12 protein-coding genes are annotated in these 17265 nt (G+C 70.3%); 7 read left to right on the top strand and 5 right to left on the bottom strand.

Annotation, left to right across the window (positions count from 1 at the left end; genetic code table 11):
• Positions 1-125 precede the first annotated feature (125 nt).
• The gene (locus tag NS3_RS07495) at positions 126-1316 is read right to left on the bottom strand and encodes an NAD(P)/FAD-dependent oxidoreductase (protein WP_067855774.1); all 1191 of its coding nucleotides are present in this window, start codon (positions 1314-1316) and stop codon (positions 126-128) included.
• A gap of 315 nt (positions 1317-1631) precedes the next feature.
• On the opposite strand from NS3_RS07495, the gene NS3_RS07490 reads away from it, so the two are divergent.
• Positions 1632-3077: an ammonium transporter gene (locus tag NS3_RS07490; RefSeq protein ID WP_084495143.1), complete on the top strand. Its 1446-nt coding sequence runs from the start codon at positions 1632-1634 to the stop codon at positions 3075-3077.
• Between the two features lie 205 nt (positions 3078-3282).
• The gene (locus tag NS3_RS07485; protein WP_067855771.1) at positions 3283-5604 is read left to right on the top strand and encodes an esterase-like activity of phytase family protein; all 2322 of its coding nucleotides are present in this window, start codon (positions 3283-3285) and stop codon (positions 5602-5604) included.
• A gap of 99 nt (positions 5605-5703) precedes the next feature.
• Here NS3_RS07485 and NS3_RS07480 read toward each other — a convergent pair whose 3' ends face one another.
• Both NS3_RS07480 and NS3_RS07475 read right to left on the bottom strand, forming a co-directional pair.
• Positions 5704-6396 (bottom strand): helix-turn-helix domain-containing protein, encoded by a 693-nt coding sequence (locus NS3_RS07480; RefSeq protein ID WP_174550440.1) that lies wholly within the window; start codon positions 6394-6396, stop codon positions 5704-5706.
• Between the two features lie 69 nt (positions 6397-6465).
• Complete coding sequence (locus tag NS3_RS07475; protein ID WP_067855768.1) at positions 6466-9081, bottom strand: tetratricopeptide repeat protein; 2616 nt, start codon at positions 9079-9081, stop codon at positions 6466-6468.
• Positions 9082-9228: 147 nt separating this feature from the next.
• Between NS3_RS07475 and NS3_RS07470 the strand changes: the two genes are divergently transcribed.
• Positions 9229-10647, top strand: coding sequence for a phenylacetate--CoA ligase family protein (locus NS3_RS07470; RefSeq protein ID WP_067855765.1), 1419 nt, complete (start codon positions 9229-9231; stop codon positions 10645-10647).
• Positions 10648-10702: 55 nt separating this feature from the next.
• On the opposite strand, the gene NS3_RS07465 is transcribed toward NS3_RS07470, so the two are convergent.
• Positions 10703-11917, bottom strand: a complete 1215-nt coding sequence (locus NS3_RS07465) for a TetR/AcrR family transcriptional regulator (protein ID WP_067855761.1) — start codon at positions 11915-11917, stop codon at positions 10703-10705.
• A gap of 264 nt (positions 11918-12181) precedes the next feature.
• Here NS3_RS07465 and NS3_RS07460 point away from each other — a divergent pair, with 264 nt between their 5' ends.
• Complete coding sequence (locus NS3_RS07460) at positions 12182-12448, top strand: LuxR C-terminal-related transcriptional regulator (protein ID WP_067855758.1); 267 nt, start codon at positions 12182-12184, stop codon at positions 12446-12448.
• A gap of 13 nt (positions 12449-12461) precedes the next feature.
• Here the strand turns inward: NS3_RS07460 and NS3_RS07455 are convergent, their stop codons facing one another.
• Positions 12462-12884, bottom strand: a complete 423-nt coding sequence (locus NS3_RS07455) for a hypothetical protein (RefSeq protein ID WP_067855755.1) — start codon at positions 12882-12884, stop codon at positions 12462-12464.
• 210 nt (positions 12885-13094) lie between these two features.
• Between NS3_RS07455 and NS3_RS07450 the strand changes: the two genes are divergently transcribed.
• From NS3_RS07450 to NS3_RS07440, 3 genes are read left to right on the top strand one after another with little or no spacing between them, the layout of a single operon-like run.
• Complete coding sequence (locus NS3_RS07450) at positions 13095-14492, top strand: hypothetical protein (RefSeq protein WP_157101228.1); 1398 nt, start codon at positions 13095-13097, stop codon at positions 14490-14492.
• Positions 14489-15901, top strand: coding sequence for a hypothetical protein (locus NS3_RS07445; protein WP_067855749.1), 1413 nt, complete (start codon positions 14489-14491; stop codon positions 15899-15901). The genes NS3_RS07450 and NS3_RS07445 overlap by 4 nt, the downstream gene beginning before the upstream one ends.
• Positions 15898-17241 carry a hypothetical protein gene (locus NS3_RS07440; protein ID WP_067855746.1) on the top strand — a complete coding sequence of 448 codons (1344 nt, stop codon included), beginning with the start codon at positions 15898-15900 and terminating at the stop codon, positions 17239-17241. The genes NS3_RS07445 and NS3_RS07440 overlap by 4 nt, the downstream gene beginning before the upstream one ends.
• Positions 17242-17265 lie beyond the last annotated feature (24 nt).

Genomic DNA, 17265 nt, shown 5'->3' with positions numbered 1-17265 from the left:
GGAGCTCCAGATGTCGATGCGGTTTCTCGGCGAAAGGTGTGGTGCGGCGGACTGTTCGGTGCGGGCACGTCTCGACAGCGCGGACACGCGCCCGTGAGCGCGGGCCGGTCCACCGCCGGCGGGAGTCAGCGCATTTCCCCCGCGCCGTCGTAGGGGTGCGGGCTGACGAGCAGGTCGTCCTCGGCGAAGCGCTCGTAGCGGAAGTCGCGCGGGTCCACGTTCGGTAGATCGGTGGTCCCCTTGGTGAGCAGGTCGGCGGCCAGGCGGCCGACCGCGGGGGAGATCTTGAATCCGTGGCCGGAGAAGCCCGCGGCCAGGAACAGTCCGGCGACGGGGGCGGGGCCGATCACCGGGTTGTAGTCGGGCGTCACGTCGTAGGCGCCGACGTAGGAGCCGGTGATCCGCGGGTCGGGCATGTCGGGCAGGCGGTGGCCGAGCTTCGCCACGACCTTGTCGATCGTCGACTCGTCGGCGCGGTTGACGTAGTTGTCGGGGTCGATGTACTGCGGCGCGCTGTGGTCGGAATTGCCCGCCAGGATCTCGCCGTTGGGTTCGCGGCACAGGTAGGACAGCCCGGCCAGATCGGAGAGCACCGGAACGATCGGTGTCGGCTCGCCCTGATCGATCATGACCAGTTGGGCGCGCTGGGCCTTGATGTCGATGTCGACCCCGGCGGTGGCGGCCAGGGCCGGGGTCCACGGCCCGGCGGCGAGGACGACGGTGCCCGCGTGGATCTGTGTGCCGTCGGTCAGGGCGACGCCGTACACCGCGCCGGTGGGACTCTGCAACAGCGTCGCGACCGGGGTGGACTGGCGGATACGCACCCCGAGCTTGCGGGCGGCGGCGGCGAATCCCATGCCGGCCAGGTAGGCGTCGCCGCGTCCGCCCAGCGGTTCGTAGGCGAAGGCCGCGAAATCGTCCAGATGCAGGCCCGGCCACAGCGCGCGCATCTCGTCGTGGTCGATGACATACGTGTCGATGCCCAGGCCCCGCATCATCGCGATGTTCGCGCGCAGCGGCTCGACGTTGTTCTCGCCGACGCCGACGACATAGCCGCACTGCTGGAATCCGAGATCGTCGCCGAGAAGTTCGGCGGCATGACGGAATACGTCCACGCCGTACCAGGACATGGCCGCCAGCGAGGGTGTCCCGTAATGGCAGCGCACCACGCCGCTGGACTTGCCGGTCATACCCGAGCACAGGGTGTCGCGTTCGAGGACGAGGACGTCGGTCTCGCCGCGCTCGGCGAGCGTCCAGGCGATCGCCAGTCCTTCCAGGCCGCCGCCGACGATGACGTAGCTGTGGGTTTCGGTCATTCAGTGCACCCCCTGCTTCATGGAGTGATGCTTCATGGAGTGACCCCGCTGTTTCATGGAGTGAATTGCTGTCGAACAACATGAAACTCCGTCGATATGTCGTCAGGGTTACGCGAACGTCAGTTCCGTGTGACCCGGCTGGGAGGGAATGCCGTGGACCATGCGTCAGGCGGAACGGTTCCGCTCGGTGGTGTTAACAGGAATGTCACTCGCGTGCATTCACCGGAAATCTGGTCGGCCGTCTACTGGGAAACCGGGACCGTTCACCACTGAGAGACACCGAATCTCAACGGCTGACCTGGATGATGAGGGAAAATGACGGAAGCGATCGCTGCGGCTGATACCGCATGGATTCTGGCGGCCTGCGCCGCCGTGGGCATCATGGTGCCCGGTCTGGCCATGTTCTACGGCGGCATGGTCAGCATCAAGAACACGCTGAACATGGCGATGATGACCTTCGGCGCGTTCGCCGTGGTCGGCGTGCTGTGGATCGTCTTCGGGTACTCGGCGGTGCTGGGTGACTCGATCGGCGGCCTCGGCCTGCTCGGCAACCCGCTGGAGTACTTCGGCTCCTCCGCCCTGCTGGACGCGCCCGCCGAACCGGGTCTGCCACCCGCGTTGATCGCCGCCTTCCAGCTGTTGTTCGCGGCCATCACCGTCGCCCTGATCTCGGGTGCGGTCGCCGACCGGATGAAGTTCGGCGGGTGGATGCTGTTCGCCGGCGTGTGGGCCGTGCTGGTCTACTTCCCGGTCGCGCACTGGGTCTTCGCCTTCGACTCCGCCGACGGCTCGGTGCTCGGCGGCTGGATCGCCAACAAACTGGGCGCCATCGACTTCGCGGGCGGCACCGCGGTGCACATGAACGCCGGTGTCGCGGCGCTGGCGCTGGTCCTCGTCCTCGGCAAGCGCGGCACTTTCCCGAACCCGCCTCGCCCGCACAGCCTTCCGCTGACCATGCTCGGATCGGGCATCCTGTTCTTCGGCTGGTTCGGCTTCAACGGCGGCTCGGCGCTGGCGGCGGGCAACTCCGCCGCCGTGGTCGTGCTCAACACCATCGCCGCGGCGTGCGCCGGTATCTGCGCCTGGCTGGTCGTGGAGAAGCTGCGGCAGGGGCGCGCCACCTCGCTGGGTGCGAGCTCGGGCCTGATCGCCGCGCTGGTCGGCATCACCCCCGCCTGTGGCGCTGTCTCGCCGATCGGCGCGCTGATCATCGGCGCGGTCTCCGGCGCCGTGTGCTGCCTGGCCGTGTCGATGAAGTTCCGCCTCGGCGTGGACGATTCGCTCGACGTCGTGGGCATCCACCTCGTCGGCGGCGTGATCGGCACCATCCTGATCGGCTTCCTGGCCGTGCCGGAGGCGCCCAACGCCGCGGCCGGCCTGTTCTACGGCGGTGGCGTGGATGTGCTGTGGCGCCAGTGCGTCGCGGTGATCGCGGTCTTCGCCTACACCTTCATCGTCACCATCCTCATCGCCAAGGTGCTCGACATGGTCATGGGGCTGCGTGTTCCGGCCGAGCACGAAGCCGACGGCCTCGACTCGACGATTCACGGTGAATCCGCCTACGTCCTGGAGACCACCACACTCACCACCACGGTCATCACTCCCGCGGCGACGGTCGCGGCGGCGGAGGCCATCGCCGCGGAGGCCGCCGCTTCGGAGAGCGCGAGCGACGACAAGCCCGAGCCGGGCGAGACCGAAGCAGGCAAGGCAGAAGCAGGCAAGGCCGGGGCCGAAACCCCGGCAGGCGCCACCGCCGACTGATCGACAGCGGGCCCCGAGACAGCAAGCCGGCCGGCTGGGACGCCACCCCACCCGGTCGGCTTCGTCGTGTCCGGAGGCGCGCACGTGGACAATTCGGACATCATCGTCGCCTGATCGTCGCCTGGCATTCACCCGGCAAACCCCATCGGCTCACCTGACCGCGTCACGCTGCCTCGACCACCGTCGAGATCGAAGTAGAGGACCGATGACGACGTCGAACCTGAGTCGCGTGGCCGCGCTGGCCGCTGCCGCCGCCCTGCTGGCGGCCGGATGCTCTACCGACGAGCAGGACGGGGACACCGCGCGGGCCACCTCGCCGATCGATTGGAACCTGGCGGACGCGCAGCGTTTCCACCGCGTGGCCACCTATCCGGTCCACCTGAATCGGCCCGCCGGGGAGCCGATCGAGACGGAGACGGTCGCGGAGATCTCCACCGTCACGCCGGACGGCAACACCGTCGTCTACACCGATGCCGCCGCCAAGCGCATCGGATTCCTCGACATCCGCGATCCCGCGAAACCGGCGGGGCTGGGCACACTCTCGCTGGCCGAGCTGGGCCATGCCGACGATCAGCCCACCTCCGTGGTCGCGCACGGGGAGTTCGTCCTCGTGGTCGTCGATACGACCGGCGGCAACTACGCCGCACCGTCCGGTCGGGTGGATGTCGTGCGCGTCAGCGACCGCACTCGGGTGCACAGCATCGATCTCGGCGGCCAGCCGGACTCGATCGCCATCAGCCCCGGCGGCGCGTTCGCCGCGATCGCGATCGAGAACCAGCGCGACGAGGAGTTCACCCCGAACGGCGGCGGGGAGGGCGATCTACCTCAGCCGCCCACGGGATTCCTTCAGCTCGTCGATCTCACAGGCGAGCCGATCGCGTGGCGGACGCGCAAGGTCGAGTTCGACGTCGAAGCGGCGCGCACCGCGGGGCTGGACACCCCCGGCGACCTCGAGCCGGAGTACGTCACGATCAACTCCCGCGGCCAGGTCGCGGTGACCTTGCAGGAGAACAACGGCATCGCGATCGTCGACGGGAAAACCGGTGCGGTGACCTCGATCTTCGGCGCCGGTGCGGTCTCGGTGGACGGCATCGACACCGCCGAGGACGGCGCGCTCGACCAGACCGGTTCGATCGCCGATGTCGCCCGCGAGCCCGACGCGATCGGCTGGATCGGTGACGATCACCTGGCCACCGCCAACGAGGGCGACTGGAAGGGCGGCAGTCGCGGCTGGACCATCTTCGACGCCGCCACCGGCAAGGTGGTCTGGGACGCGGGCAATGCGTTCTCCCAGCTCGCGGTGCGGACCGGCCTGCACATCGAGGGTCGCGCCGAGTCGAAGGGCCCGGAGCCCGAAGGGCTGGCGATCACCGAGATCGGCGGCCGTCCGACCGCGCTGATCGCCTCCGAGCGCAGCAATTTCGTGGCGGTCTACGACGTCGGCGACGTCACCGCGCCGAAGTTCGTCCAGATCCTGCCGACGACGCCGGGGCCGGAGGGCATCGTGCCTGTCCCGCAACGCGATCTGCTGATCGTTGCCTCGGAGGCCGATGACGCCGAAGACCGGGTGCGTGCCTCGGTGAACGTCTACGGGTACGGCGCCGATTTCACCACTGCCGCAGGCAAGCCCGCCTTCCCGTCGATCGTCGGTGGTGACCGGGACGGCACGCCGATCGGCTGGGGCGCGCTCGGCGCGCTGTCCGCCGACCCGGCGAACGAGAACCGTCTCTACACCGCCACCGACATCGCCTACGGACCGGCCCGCGTTCTGGGCGTCGACGTCTCGCGCACGCCCGCGCTCATCGACTCCGAGATCGTGGTCACCGACAACGGCTCCCCTGTGACGCTCGATGTCGAGGGTCTCTCGGCGCGTCCCGAGGGCGGTTTCGTGCTGGCCGTCGAGGGCAAGGAGGGCGCGGGCAACGAACTCGTCCTCACGGCCGCCGACGGCCGCATCGAAGAGCGGGTCGCGCTGCCCGCCGATATCGCGGCGGGCCTGGGCGGGCAGGGGCTGGAAGGTGTGGCCGTGGACGGCGAGGCGATCTGGGTAGTGGTGCAGCGCGAGATGAAGACGGACCCGAAGGGCCTCGCACGCATCGGCCGCTACACGCCCGGCAGCGGTGCGTGGGAGTGGTTCGGCTACCAGCTGGACAGCACCGACGCCGAGGGCGACTGGATCGGCTTGTCCGAGATCGCCGTCCACGACGGCGGACTGCTGATCCTCGAGCGCGACAAGCTCAACGGCCCCGATGCCCGGCTCAAGGCCGTCTACCGGGTGGAGATCCCTGCCGAAGCGGGTGTGAGCGCGCCGGGCGAAGTGCCGAAGGTGCTGCCCAAGAAGCTGGTTCGCGACCTGCTGCCTGATCTGCGTGCCACGAACGGCTATGTGCAGGAGAAGGTCGAGGGCCTCACTGTCGGCGGCAACGGGAACCTGTATGTGGTCACCGACAACGACGGACTCGACGACGCCAACGGGGAGACGGTGTTCCTCGATCTCGGCCCGGCCGGGACCGCGCTGAACGGCTGACATCGCGCACATGTCGGGGAGACCGGCCGGGTGGAGACGACATCCGCGCGGCCGGTTTCGGCGTCCCGGAGACCGCCACCGGTCGAGACGCCGGATCGCTCAGTCCTCTTCGTGGTTGTCCGGGTAGGCCGTGACAGCCAGGAAGCGGATCGGCAGTCGCACCAGTTCGTTCGGGCCGTGGATGCCCTCGCCGTCGAGCAACAGCGAATCGCCGGGCCGGAGGGTGTATTCCGCATCGCCGTGGCCGTAGACCATGACGCCTTCGAGCATGTAGAGCAGTTCGGTGCCCGCGTGCTGGAATCGCGGGAACACCTCGCTGGCATTGGTCAGGGTGACCAGAACCGGTTCGAGACGCTTGTGCTGACCGCGGAGCGAGCCCAGCAGTTCGTAGTGGTGGCCGATGCGGGTGCCGCGACCGACGATGACCGCGCCGCTGCCGGCCGGGACGTAGACGGCTTCGCGGACGGTGTCGGCCCCACGGAACAGCGACGTCACCGGCACGTCGAGACCGGCGGCGAGGCGGGCGAGCGTGGACAGACTGCACGAGGTCTGGGCGTTTTCGATCTTGGACAGCATGGCCTTGGAGATGCCGACCCTGGTGGCCATCTCGCCCACGGACATGCCGCTCGCCCGCCGCAGCGCCCGCACCTGACGAGCGATGGCGGCTTCCAGATCGCCGCCGGTCGGGGGCTCGCCGATGACTTCCCGCTGGACCGGGGCCGGATCGCCGGTGTCGCGGTGCACGTGGGCCGCGATCGTCGCGGACTCTGCGGCCTGTGCGGACTCTGCCATGTCGCTATCGTAGTCGGCGTTTCCTCACAGTGGACATCGGCGCGAGTGTGAGGTGCGTCGGATGCCGCTTCACCAGGCGGGCACCTCGAACCGGCGATCGATGGACCCGTAGCGTGCCTCGGCGCTGTCGATGAACTCGCCCAGGGCGATCGATCCGCCGGGCATGCGCAGCCGCGGCGGCGGACGCATGGGCAGGACCGCTCCGGCGACGAGCGCGCCTGCGGTGGCGAAGGCCGGGGCGTCGGCGCGCGCCTCGGGATCGGCGGGCGACAGCAGATCCGTGCCTGCGAGCGGGTTGGGACCGGATTGCGGTCCGGCGGCGATATCGGCGGCGAGGGCGGCGAGGTGGTCGGCCCGGGCGGGGGAGTCGGCGGTGCCCGGTGTGTGCGTGCCGGAATTCACGGCGACCTCGACGAGTTCGGCCATCAGGACCGGGTCGCCCAGACGAGCGGTCCAGTCGAAGATCGTCGAACGGAACAGTGCCGAGCGGGCCGCCCACGCCGAGCGCGTCCTGGCGTGCACGAACTGCAGGCGCTGATGGTCGATGAACAACAGCGCGGGCAGGGCGAGGTCGAGGGCGGTGCGCAGATCGGCGGGGTCGCGGGCGACCCGGACGGTGGCGGCGAGGAAATCGCAGCGGGCGGTCTCGAGCACGAGGTTCATCCGGGCGTTGGTCGCGCGGGCGCGGCCGATATGGAGCAGGGCGCGGTCGTGGTCGCCGCGCGCGCTGTGGGCCAGCCCGATGTTCAGGTCGCAGACGGCGGTATTGCGTCGGTAGGCCGCATGCGGTTCGAAGATCGCTCGGGCTGCTTCGAGATCGGCGATCGCGGCGTCGAGTTCGCCGAGCAGGACGCGGGTACCGCCGCGATTCTGCCGGCACACGGCCGCCCGGATCGGCTGCCCGGCCGCGGCCAGCGTGGCCTCGGCCGCGGTGTACATCTGTTCGGCGTCACGATGCTTGTCCTGCCGTAGGAACAGCCCGGCCAGGTTGGCTTCCACGACGGCGGTCAAGCGGTCGGGGGCGAAGCCCCGCAGTGCCGCGTGACTGCGCTCGAAGGCCGCCCGCGCCTCGGATAGCCGGTGTGTCTCCAGATAGACCAGGCCGAGGTGGCAGTTCGCGAGGGCGATGTGGCGGGTCTTGCCGTGCCTCGCCAGCCCGTCGCAAGCGTGGAGCAGAAGTTCCTCGGCTTCACGGAGATTGCCCAGCGCGAACTGACACATGCCGCGGACATCCTGGACCTGGGCGACTTTCGCCCATTCGCCGCCTTCGACGAAACTCGCCCGGGCCTGGTCCAGCAACCGCAGCGCCGGGCGGTATGCGCCGATGTGGGCCAGCACGCCGGCCAGGTGCACGGCGCAGTCGGCGGCCAGTTGGGCATCCGGCAGTTCCAGCGCATCTGCCCGGGCCGCGGTGAGCAGCGTCTTCGCGCGGTCGAAATCCTCGCGTTCGGCGTGCAGCACTCCGAGATACAGCTGCGCCCTGGCGTGGTGGCCGCGATCGGTGCCTGCCAGGATCGCGCTCGCGGTGGTGAGCAGGCGCTCGGCGGTGTCGAGCTCGCCGCGCGCCAGATGAACGGTCGCGATGTTCAGATCGCACCAGGCGACCTCACCGGCGTGACCGTCGGCCGCGAAAGCCGCCCTGGCCGAGCGGAACATCCGCAGCGCTTCGTCGTAGCGGCCGATGTCCTCGAGCGCCATGCCGGACGGGATCAGCATCTCCGCGGCCAGATCAGGACGACCCGCGGCGAGCAGTTCGGTGTGCGCGCGGGCCCAGGCGGCCAGCGACTGGTCGATGCGAGCCTGCTGGAGCCGGATCAGGCCGATGCGCCGGTGACAGTCGGCGCGGTCGAGGGCGCGATCGAGCGGATAGCCGCCGGTGGCCGCGGCCAGGGCGGTGACGGCATCCTCGTATCGTCCGGCCGCGGTGAGCACATCCCCCAGCGCGTCGTCGCATTCGGCGACCGCGGCGTAGTCGTCGAGGGCGGCGAACCCGGTTCGCGCCGTGCGTAGATGCTGTTCCGCGCGGGCCTGGTCGCCCTCGTCGGCGATCAGGCGGCCCAGTCGATAGTGGCTCGAGGCCAGGTCGTCGGGATGGCGATCGGCGTCGAGCAGAGGGATCGCCTCCTCGAGATGCCTGCGTGCGGTGGCGGTGTCGTCCAGGCGCACGGCCAGATCCGCGCGGGCGGTGTGGGTTGCGGCGATCTCGTCGGACCGGTTCGTCGCGGCGAATCCGCGGCAGGCGGCGTCGAACGCGGCGAACGCGGCGGCGCTGTCGCCGGTTTCGGCGAGGCTGCAGGCCAAGGCGTACTCGTTGTCGGCCTGGCGGTCGCGATCACCCAGGTGACCGAAATCGTCGGCGGCACGGCGCTGATACCGCGCGGACTCCGCGACGCGGCCCAGGTCGACGAGGATATCGGCGGTGAGTTCGGCGCCCTCGGCCCGGAACTCGTCCGGCGCGGATCCGGCGAGCAGGTCCTGGGCGGTGATCAGCGCGGTCGCGGCTTGTTCGAGTCGACCGGCCTGCGCGTGGGCCAGTCCGATGTAGTGCAGGCACTCGGCGTCGGCGGCAGGGGAACCGGCCGCGGCGGTGCGGGCGAGTGTGAAGGCCGCGACCGCCTCGGCGAAGCGCCCTGCCTCCAGCAGTTCGATACCGAGGAGGAACGCCTGGCTAGGCCATTCGGTCATATCGCGCTGCCTTCCTCGCGACGGGGCGGTGTGTACGAGCAGTCTCCTCGCTCGGCGGAGTGGCCGTGACTGTCCGGGCGTCCGATCCGGGGGATCGGTCTTTCCTCGGGCGCGGTCGCCGCGTCCGGGAGAGAGGAGTCACGACAGATGGATCATCAGGACACCGTCCCGGGTTTCGATCACGCACTCGCGGTGTTCCGGTCCGCGGTGGATCGGGTCCCGGCCTACGCGAAGTTCCTCTGTGACAACGGTATCGAACCCGAGGCGATCCACACACCGGCGGACTTCGCCGCACTGCCCCCGGTGACCAAGGACAACTACTTCCAGGCCTATCCGCGCAACGATCTGATGGCCGGGGGCGACATCGGTGTCGCGGGTATCTGGTCGTCGAGTTCGGGCTCCACCGGCCGTCCCGGCTACTGGGCGCGCGACGAGATCGCCCACGCGCAGGGCGTCGTGCTGCACGGGCGCATCCTGCGCCAGTTCGGCGCGCACCGGCGGCGCACCCTGGTGGTCGTGGCCTTCGCGATGGGCAACTGGATCGGCGGCACCTACACCATGCGGTCCGTCGAGGGGTTGGCCGCGCGTGGATACCCGGTCTCGGTGATCGCGCCCGGTCAGAACGTCGAGACCGTGCGCGCCGACATCGCCGAACTCGGCCCCTACTACGAGCAGGTCGTGCTGGCCGGATACCCGCCGTTCGTGCGCGACGTGCTCGACGGCGCGGGCCCGCACGTGCTCGGCCAGGATCTGAAGCTGCTGCTGGCCGGGGAGAACATCACCGAGTCCTGGCGCGACCGGGTACTCGAGCTGATGGGCAAGCCCGGCCGTGTCGAGGACACCTGCCTGGTCTACGGCACCGCCGACGCGGGCATGATGGGGCACGAGACGCCGAGCACCATCGCCGTGCGCCGCCTGGCCGAGGCCGATCCCCGGCTCCGGCGGCGCCTGTTCGCAGACGCGGCGGTGACTCCCACTCTGGTCGAGTACGACCCGCGCTACCGCTACACCGAGACCGACGAGGCGGGTCGCCTGCTGTTCACCGTCGCCAACGCGATGCCGCTGGTCCGCTATCGGATCAACGACGAGGGGGAGGTCCGCACCGCCGTCCGGCTCGCCGCCGAGCTGCGCCGCGCCGGTCACGGACTGCGATTGCGCACCTGTTCGCCGTCGTCGGCCTTCCTCGTGCTGCGGGGCCGACCCGATGTGGCGGCCACCTTCTACGCGGTGAAGATCCGCCCGGACGGCATTCGTGCCGCGCTGGCCGACCCGCGCGTCTGCGACGACCTCACCGGCAAGTTCGTGCTCGCCACCGTCGCCGACGCGGGGTCACGTGACGAGCTGCGCCTGCGGGTGGAACTGCGTCCCGGCGAGCGTCGGGCTCCCGGGTTGGCTCGCGTGGTCGCCGCTGTGGTGACCGAACAGCTCGAGGCGACGAGCGCGGAATACCGGGAACTGCGCCGCGCCAGGGGCGCACTGGCCGAACCCGTCGTCGAGACGATGCCCTTCGGCAGCGCCGATTTCCGGTACGCGATCAAGCACGCCGGGCTGCGGCGCGCGGGCTGAAACGAGCCGGATCACCCGCCCCGCCACACGGTTTCGCTGTGGGGCGGGGCCGGTCTCAGCGCTGAACCAGACCGCGCAGGACGAGGTCGGCGACGATGCGCGCGTTGTCCTCGGGGGCGTGTTTGCGCCGGGTGAAGCAACGCAGCAGCAGCGCGTTGGTCAGTTCGGCGGCCACCTCGATCGGATCGTCGACACCCGCGAACACGCCGTTGCGGCGACCCTCCGCGATGATCGGCGCGATGATGGCGGGCAGGTTCAGCTCTTCCTTGAGCGGCTTGACCCGATCCGGCTCACCGTAGGTGTCGTGCGCGAGCGCGAGCATCAGGGCATCGGTGAACGGCATGTCCTCGGTGCAGACCTTGGCCAGGCGCAGCAGGTAGTTCTCGACGATGGCGGTCTCGTCCAGCTCCAGCAGCAGATCGTCGTCGATGGCCTCCTGGATCGCCTTGAACCGCGGCCGCAGCGCACCGACGATCAGATGCGTCTTGGTGGGGAACAGTTTGCGCAACTGCTCGATCGGGACGCCGGAGGCGACGGCGATGTTCTCCAGCTTGGCCATGAAGTAGCCGCGCTCGGCGAATTCCTCGCGCGCCACGGCCAATACAGCCGAACGGGGGTCACGGGGAAGCTCGGTGGAACGGCGCACCGATTGACGTACCAGCGGCAGATCGTCGAGATGTTCGTGCGCGCCGCCGGTGTCGAGAACGCCGCCGAGAACGGCCAGCAGGGAGTCGGCGACCAAACGGGGCGTGACCGAGCCCGGATCGCTGCGGTGGCGGAGCTGAAAACCCTCGAACAACGCGTTGACCACCACGACCAGCGACTTGGGGGTGAACGGTCGGCGCAAGGTCAGGCCGTTCTTCGCGAGCGCTTCGTCGTAGACCGCCAGGAGCCGGGCGTCGCGGCGCGCGTAATCGGCGCGCACCGAATGTGCCGCGCGGGGGGTGCTGTCGGCGAAGGCGTGTGCAAGCACCCGGCGCGACACCGCACGCGGGTCGGTCAGTATGGGAAAGAAGGCGACGACGAGATCGCGCAATGCCGTGGTGGGCGGACCGCCCTGGGTGCCTAAAGCGCGTACCCGCGCGCGTATCTCGGCCTCGCCGCTGCCGGGTCCGTCGATCAACCTGTCGATCAGCGCCTGGATGTAGGTGCTCTTGTCGGAGAAGCGGCGATAGAACGTCGCATTGGACACGCCCGCGGTATTGAATACTTCCTCGGCCGTCAACCCCCGGTCCAGCAACTGCTCGGGACGTGCGATCAGGGCCGACACCCCTGCTTCGATGAGCTTGGAGAAGGTCGGATCTGCTGCGCTAATCGGTCTGGGCCCCTTTCACCTTCGGACGCGCGAGCATGCATGCGCCCCCTGTACATACGGAGGTGAGAGTACTTCATTACATGCCACGAGAGCCGGGTCTCTCGGATGAGAGCGGGTGCCTGCGCGAACTGGAGTGATCTCCGGGCAATCTCGGAATTCAATGGTGATGGATGACAAGTCGTCATCGGTGGCTCGGCCGCAACCGGAGGGTGTCGCTACATGACCTTTCAGCAGTCTTCTCGTTTCGCCAGCGAATACCCCGCGGCTGGATTGACCAAACGCGAGATCGAGGTTCTGCTCGCCTGGCTTCGCTCCGACACCAAGGCGCAGGTCGCCGCCGAACTGTTCATCACCCCGGCCACCATCAACACGCACCTGGTGCGCATCCGCGAGAAGTACGAGGCGGTGGGTCGCCCGGCCACTACCAAGGCGGCGCTGGTGGCACGCGTGTTGCAGGACGGCATGATCGCGCTCGACGCGCTGTAGCGCCTCGGCGGTTTCAGGCGGTGGCGGTGTGCCGGACGGACTCGGCCTGCACGCCCCGGGCGGTGAGGGCGGCCATCGTCGCGGTCATCAGGTAGCGGGCGAAGGACGCCGGGCGCATGGTGTCGAGGGTGCCGGTCGTGCCGCAGCCGGTGTCGAAGCGGGCGGACGCCGCGCAGTCGCTCACCGCGAAACGCACATCGACCCGCACGAATCCGTCGGCTTCGACGATCACCTCCGCGACCGGTCTGCCCTCGTGCGGCTCCCGGCCCGCGCGGGTGGGCGAGCTGTCGAGAGAATCCCTGATCGCGACAGCGCGAGCCGCCCAGCCGCGGTCCGACGGCCGCGCGGGACGCTCGGCGACGTCGTGCACCGCATCGATCAGATCGCTCAGCGCGCGATCGGCGACGGTGATCTCGTAGACCCCGGTTTCGTTCACCCCGACAGTATCGAACGCGCGGCCGGGGGAAGATAGTCCTCGATTCCATCGACATCCCGGTGGGTCTGTGCGCATCGGATTCGACGCCGTGTCATCTGTTCGGCCGATTCCGGAGGCGCGGCAACCGGATGCACAATGCGCCTGGGGCGTGGTCCGTGCCGGACAATCGCAGACTGCCCCGCACGCCGGGGATGTCGTGAGGGAGGACCGATGCCGCCGTATCCGAAGGCGAGCTGGGTGAGCGAGTCGTGGTGGGCCCCGACCGCCGCCGACCGCACCACCACCCGCCGGAAGCTGGCGGTGCTGTGGTCGAAGGCCGCGGCCGCTCCCAAACCTCGGCACAAGGAGTTCGTCGACGAACTCAAGGGCTGGTCGGGTCAGCTCGGCGACGGCCGGGAGTGGGCGCGGGCGAAGTACGGTCCGCTGGCGGCGTTCCTGGCCCGCACCGACAGCGCCCAGGACGAGCCGGCGGGCTGGCTCGCGGTATCGCGCATGTATGCCGACTACGGCGATCCGCTGGCGCGCTTCACCGCCGGGTTCGCGGCGGCAGCGCACGAGTACCGACCCCGCGGGCTGCCGCACAGGCTCGGCGACTCCGTCAAATGCTATGAGTTGCAGGTCCCCCCGACGGTGCGGGCGGCGATGGTGCGCGAGCACGGCGGCGTGGGCACGGGCGGGGTGCTCGATTCCGCCGCGGCCGCAGACGACTTCGTCGCCGACCCCGAGCGCCATCACGACGACTACCGCGCGCTCGCCATGCGTCGCTATGCCTCGGTGCTGCTCGAGAAAATGGCCGACTTCGCCGACGACCCGCGCGCGCGGGCGGCGTTCACCGAGCAGATCGCCGCGTTGGCGGTCTTCGGTGATCCCGAGCAGCCGCCGCGCGCGCCGCTGCCGGAGGAGCACGCGCGGGCCGAACAGTTGCTCGGAGTGCAGATCCGCGCCGATCCCCGCCTCCGCGAGGACCCGGATCTGCCCGAAGCCTACCTGCGCGCCCGCAGGACGCTGCTGCGCTGGCAGGTCGAAGGCCGTGAGCTGGTCGATGCCAGGATCATCTACCGGAAGCTGAGGTCGGCCCGGCTGGACGCCGGGCGCGCCGAGCAGCGCGTCGCGCGGTCCGAGGTACCCATCGACGCCGAATTGCTGTCTGTCCACGCCGATCTCGCGATCGAACCCGCGGGATACCGCGAGGTGCGCGACGCGCAGATTCTCTCCCGCGCCCGTGCGTGCCTGTCCGAGTATCGCGCGCCGAGTCCGGACGGGTCGGGCGACTGCTGGGAGAAGTCCCTCGCGCTCGGCGTGCTCGCCGCTCCGGGTGAGCTGCTGCCCGCCTCCGCGGATCCGGCCGAGCTGGTGCGTACCGCCTGGAAGCAGGGCTGCGACCGGACCGGTGCGGCGCGACCGGAAGGGGCGGTGTCGGCGTCGGTCGAAGCGGCCGCGCGGCTGGTGGACGCGCTGCTGTTCCTGGCGGTCGGGCAGGTGACGCAGGTGCGGGACCGGCCCGAGTTGTATCGGGGAGCCGAGGCCGCCCGCCGTACCGCGCTCCGGCACGCGGAGGCCGAGGCGACGCTGGAAGGGCAGGGTTTCACCGAGGGGGTGCCCTGGTGAGCGCAGAGCGGACTGGTGCGGCGGTCATGGTGATCGACGATCGGGGCGTGGTGAGCTGGTGGTCCGGGCGGGCACCCGCGGTGCCGGGCGTCGACCTGCGGGTCGGGCCGGGGATCACGGGAAGGATCGACCCGGCGGCCCCGCAGCGACTGCTGTCCTGGGCCGTCGATGCCGGCGCGCCACCCGGACCGCTCGGCGCGGCACTGGCCGATCCCGAACTGGCCGATCTGGTGGAACTACTGCGCGAGCGAGGCGAGGCCGCCTACTCCCTGGACTGCCCCGGCCTGACAGGCCCCTGGCGCGAGCGCGCCCGGATCGCGGCTGTCGCCCGCTGGACGATGCGCCCGATCGATCACGGCGCGCTGCTGATCGACGAAGCCGTCGCCGAGCACGCCGCAGGCGGGGTGACCGCGGCGGGCAGATTGTTCCGGCACGCGGAGTACGCGTTCGCGCAGTTCGGCGAGCGTTGCCGCGAAGGCGAACTGTCCGCCTCGGCACTGGAACTACTTCGTCTGGCCGCGCCCGCGGCCGCCGCACACGGCCTGAACGACGCCGCCGCAGAACTGCGCGCCGCACTCGACGGCGCCGAAATCATCGACACCGTAGCGCTGCTCGACGCGGTGCGACGCTGGTCCACCGACACCGACGCCCCCGGCGCCGTCTCGGTGGCCGCCACCCTCGGCGGCGATATTCCGCCTGCCGACATCGACCAGGTGCCGCTCGACCCGACCGTATTGCCGCCGCGCATCATTTCCTGGCACGGAGCCCACATCCCCGAACTGCGCGTCGAACACCACCGCGACACCGACACCTTCCAGCTCAGCGCCCACCTCGTCCACGGCGTCGACCCGCTGTGCCGTGAGGTCGTCGACCTGCTCGCCTACGCCGCCGATCGCGAGACCGGCGCACTGCTCGCCGCCACCGCGACCACGGTGAACGACAGGCTCGTGGTCGCCGAACTCCCCGCCGCCGGAAAATTCCTGGGCGCCGTGCATTTCGGATTGTTCGCCGCGGACATCCCCCCGGCCGCCCTGCGCCGCGACCCGATCGGCCGCCTCCTCGTCGATGCCGACCGCGCGATGATCGACGCCTGGAATCAGCACCGAACCGCCATGGTGACCCTCGCCTCCGTGCCCGCGAGCGCCTCCGAAGCAGACCTGGAGGAAGCCCGGCTCCGTGGTGAGGAACACCTCCTGCTCGCCGAATCCGCAGCGCTCGACGCCCAGCGCGTCGTGACCGGTCTGCTCGCAGAACTCGGTACATCGGACGGTCTCGCGCCGACCGGCATGCTGACCGCCCGACTCGCGGCGATCGCGGACTATCTCGACATATTGCGTCGCCCCGAGGTCGCCGCCGACCCACTCACGCTCACCGAGCTGACCCCGCCCGACGGCGAATCGGATCGGTGACCGGCCCCGTCGACGTGCTCGTCCGGGCCACCGATGCCGGCGACACCTACCTCACCTGGCGCTGGCTCGACGACCCGGCGCACCCCGAGTTCGCGGTTCTGCCCGCCGCCCGAGTCGCCGAAGCAGGCGAGCTGCTGGCTGTCGGCCTGCCCGCGGCGCTCCCCGGCGAGACCGCGGCCGCGGGCGTGCATCGGGCGTTGACCGCAGGCCCGTTCGCGACCCGAGCGGGGGAACGTGCCCTGTCGACCGCGCTCACCGACGCGGTGTTCCCGCAGCGACTGCGCAGTCAGATCGTCGAACGCGCCAGGGCGTCGGCCGGGGTGCGGGTCCGGTTCACTCCGAGTCCTCGGCTGGCCCGCATTCCGTGGGAGCTGCTGTTCGTGACCGCCGAGCAGCGGCTGCTCGAGGTCGTCGAGTTCGTGCACGAGCCCCCGGCCGCCGTGCACGCCGAACGTCCTCGGCTGCCCGAGGACTGGGAACAGGCCCGCGAGCGCCCCGCACTGCTCGTCATCGACCCGCCCACGCCGCGCAGTGCGGTCGGCTACGGCCCGGTGCTCGATCGTTCCGATCAGCTGCTGTTCCTGCGCCGGTTGTCCCGGCACGCCGCGAGCGGCCGGGTGCCCCGGGCCGAACGGGCGAGCGCGATCAGTGCCATGACCCGCCATGATCTCAGCGCCGCGCTCGCCGTTCCGCGCTCGCGCCTGTTCTACCTGGGCCACGTCTCGGCGCGTCCCGACGAGCCGGGGTCGGCGGCCCTGCACTTGTCCGACACCGCGCAGACCTGGGGCGAGGCCGAGCCGCTGCGCCGCGTCGGCCCGGACGGCACGCCGCACGCCGACCCGCAGGACCACCGCCCGCTGGCCGCGCTGGACCTGTTGCTGGGCACCGTCGATGCCGACGAGCCGGTGTGGCGCTCCTACGGCAGCACGAGACCGCAACGCGGTCACGAACTGTGGCCGATGCCGCCGCGGGTGGCGATGATCGTCTGCGAAGGTCACGCCGACTTCCGCGCCGAGGAGACCTTCGGTCTGGTCGTGGCCATGATCCACGCCGGAGCGGGCCTGGTCACCACCACCCGATGGACGCTGCCCGCCGACCGCGAATTCCGCGGACTGCCCGGCGTCGGGCCGGGCTCCCGGCCGGTGACCGATCTGGCGCTGCGCGTCGACGCCGCGCACGAGAGCCTCGATCCGGTCGCCGATCTGACCGCCTGGCAGCGCGAACGACTCCGCGCCTGGTGCGACGGCTCGGTCGAGCCGACGACGGGCACACCGCTGGTCTGGGCGAGTCCCACCCATACGATCGCCCCATCGCGCGCGGTGATCGTGGCCGCCGGGTGAATTCGCGCGCGTGAATTCGCGCAC

This window comes from Nocardia shimofusensis NBRC 100134 (assembly GCF_001613125.1).
GTDB classification, from domain to species: Bacteria; Actinomycetota; Actinomycetes; order Mycobacteriales; family Mycobacteriaceae; genus Nocardia; species Nocardia shimofusensis.
The sequence above is the reverse complement of the archived record's forward strand: the minus strand, read 5'-3'. Positions and strand labels throughout refer to the sequence as shown.